The organism is uncultured Negativibacillus sp. (assembly GCF_944388365.1).
GTDB lineage: Bacteria > Bacillota > Clostridia > Oscillospirales > Ruminococcaceae > Negativibacillus.
On sequence record NZ_CALXIN010000168.1, the window covers coordinates 1 to 2,599 of the forward strand.

Sequence of the window (2,599 nt, forward strand, 5' to 3'; positions counted from 1 at the left end):
TCTGATTGCAAGGTAATTGTGCATTATGATTGGGGTCACCGCTCCGATCCGCATGGTATGTACATGGATAAGTAACTGAAACGATAAACCGAAACCTAAGAGAAAAAGTACGGAGCTGGAAACAGCCGATGTAAAAAGAAAAGCCGCTTGAGAGACAAACACTTTTCTTTTTGCGAGACAAATCCTATTTGGATTTGTCACTTTTTCCTTTTAGCAAAGAAAAAGTAGGTGAAGAAAGAGTGGCAGAGGAAAAAAGAGATTATTATGAAGTGCTGGGTGTTCAGAAGGGATGCTCGGATGATGAGCTGAAGAAGGCTTACCGTAAGCTGGCAAAACAGTATCACCCTGACCTGAACCCTGGCGATAAAGAGGCTGAAGCAAAATTCAAAGAGGTCAACGAGGCTTATGCTGTCCTCTCGGATTCGGAAAAACGTGCCCGTTATGACCAGTTCGGTCATGCCGGCGTCGATCCAAGCTATGGCGGCGGCGCTGGCGGCTTTGGTGCCGGCGGTTTCGACTTCGGCGATATCGGCGACATCTTCGATAGCTTCTTTGGCGGCGGCGGATTTGGCGGATTCGGCGGCTCCAGCCGTACCCGCAACCCGAATGCGCCAATTCGAGGCAACAATATCAATATCGATATCGCTCTCTCCTTTATGGAGGCTGCCAAAGGCTGCAAAAAGGAAATCAGCTTCAGCCGCCTGATTAAGTGTGAGGATTGTTCCGGTACCGGCGCTGCCAAGGGTACTACCCCTGAAACCTGTCCGGAATGTCACGGCTCCGGTCAGGTGCGCGTCCAGCAGAGAACCCCATTTGGTGTGGTTCAGAGCGTCAAAGCCTGCTCCAAGTGCTCCGGCTCCGGTAAGGTCATCAAAACTCCGTGCGAAAAATGTAAGGGCATGGGCCGCGTAAGAAAATCGGTCAAACTGGAAGTGGATGTTCCGGCTGGTATCGACAACGGTCAGACCTTCGTCCTGCGCGGTCAGGGTGACCACGGCGTCAACGGCGGTCCTGCCGGCGATGTCAACGTCACTGTATCGGTCCGTCCTGATCCGCTGTTCGAGCGCGACGGCTTCGATGTCTGGTGCGAAATCCCGATCACCTTCCCGCAGGCAGTCCTGGGCGACGAGGTTGTCGTTCCAACCATCGACGGCAAGGTTAAATACAACATCCCAGAGGGAACTCAGCCGGCAACTGTTTTCCGTCTGCGTAACAAGGGTATTCCGTATATCAACGGACGTGGACGCGGCGACCAGTATGTCCGCGTCAACCTCGAAGTTCCGACCAATCTCAGCACCAAGCAGAAGGATGCCCTCAAGGAGTTTGACAGCATGACAGGTGAGAAAAACTACCGAAAACGAAAAGGATTTTTTGACAAGCTCAAGGACTTCATGAAGGACTAAACCATTCGTCCCACTGCGTCAGTAGTCTGTTACCTCCGTTTTTCTGCCGCAGTAGGACACTTTGATACAGCAACCAGGGACACAGAAGATTCTGTGTCCCTGGTTTTTCTGTTATGCTTTTCAGGAATGACAACATAACAATAACAGGCATTGGACATTGCGTTTGCATGGTACTATAATATGGGTAAAAAGAAACAAGATGATGCACGGGAGGTTTTAACAAAATGGAAGAACTTCAAAAAATCGTGAATACCTTTCAGCAGACACAGGTGCAGCCCAATGTTTCGCTGGAACCACAGCTTTGCAGCCTGATTTCTCTGGCCGTGCTGACAACACTGGGTAGCAGCTGTTCTTTAAAGCAGCAGGTGGAGGATGCACTGGAACAGGGTGTCACTGCGGAACAGATGGTCGAAGCGGTAATGCAGACAACACCCTATGTCGGCTATCCCAGAGTGATGGATGCGCTGCAGCTGGTAGAGGAGGTTCTGCGTCAGAAGGGAATAGAGCTGCCTCAAAGCCAGTCCACCGTGCAGCCGGACACCCGACTGCAAAAGGGATTGGAAGCACAGTATGCCATCTTTGGCAGACAGACCATCGACCACAACCGCAGCACTGCGCCCGAAGAATTAAAACATATTCAGGATGCACTGTCCGCCTACTGCTTTGGCGATTTCTATACCAGAGACACATTGGAGCTTTCGACCCGTGAGCTGCTGACCTTTTGCACGCTGTGTGCGCTGGGAGGATGCGAGTCCCAGCTGAAAGCGCACATCGCCGGAAATCTTCAGGTGGGCAACCGGCGTCCTGTCCTGATCGACGCGGTCACCTGGTGTATGCCAATGATCGGTTTTCCGCGCACCCTCAATGCCATCGCCGCGATCAATGAAATTGCAAAGGAGTAATCATCATGAAAACACCAGACATCAATCCCATTTTTGAGATGGGAGAAGAAAATCCATACGGAAAGTTTTTCCAGGGTCAGAGTTATCTGAAGATGCTGACCACCGAAGGCGTCACCATCGGCAATGTCACCTTTGAGCCTGGCTGCCGCAACAACTGGCACATCCATCACGCCAAAACCGGCGGCGGACAGATTCTACTCTGCACAGCCGGTCAGGGCTGGTATCAGGAATGGGGACAGCCAGCAAAAGCACTGCATGCCGGTGATGTTGTGGTCATCCCGCCGGAGGTAAAAC

Annotated in this window: 3 protein-coding genes; all 3 read left to right on the top strand. The window is 51.7% G+C overall.

Features of this window, described 5'->3' with window-relative positions; all coding sequences use genetic code 11:
• Positions 1 to 239 precede the first annotated feature (239 nt).
• Positions 240 to 1,403, top strand: coding sequence for a molecular chaperone DnaJ (gene dnaJ, locus Q0L39_RS11610; protein ID WP_296629348.1), 1,164 nt, complete (start codon positions 240 to 242; stop codon positions 1,401 to 1,403).
• A gap of 224 nt (positions 1,404 to 1,627) precedes the next feature.
• A complete protein-coding gene (locus Q0L39_RS11615; protein WP_296629350.1) occupies positions 1,628 to 2,305 on the top strand; it encodes a carboxymuconolactone decarboxylase family protein in 678 nt (225 codons plus the stop codon).
• A gap of 5 nt (positions 2,306 to 2,310) precedes the next feature.
• Positions 2,311 to 2,599 (top strand): cupin domain-containing protein (locus Q0L39_RS11620; protein WP_296629353.1); only part of this gene is annotated, 289 nt, incomplete at its 3' end.

Excerpts from the sequence above, each read along its gene's own strand:
- Q0L39_RS11615 (WP_296629350.1), top strand. The coding sequence starts at position 1,628 with ATGGAAGAACTTCAAAAAATCGTGAATACCTTTCAGCAGACACAGGTG.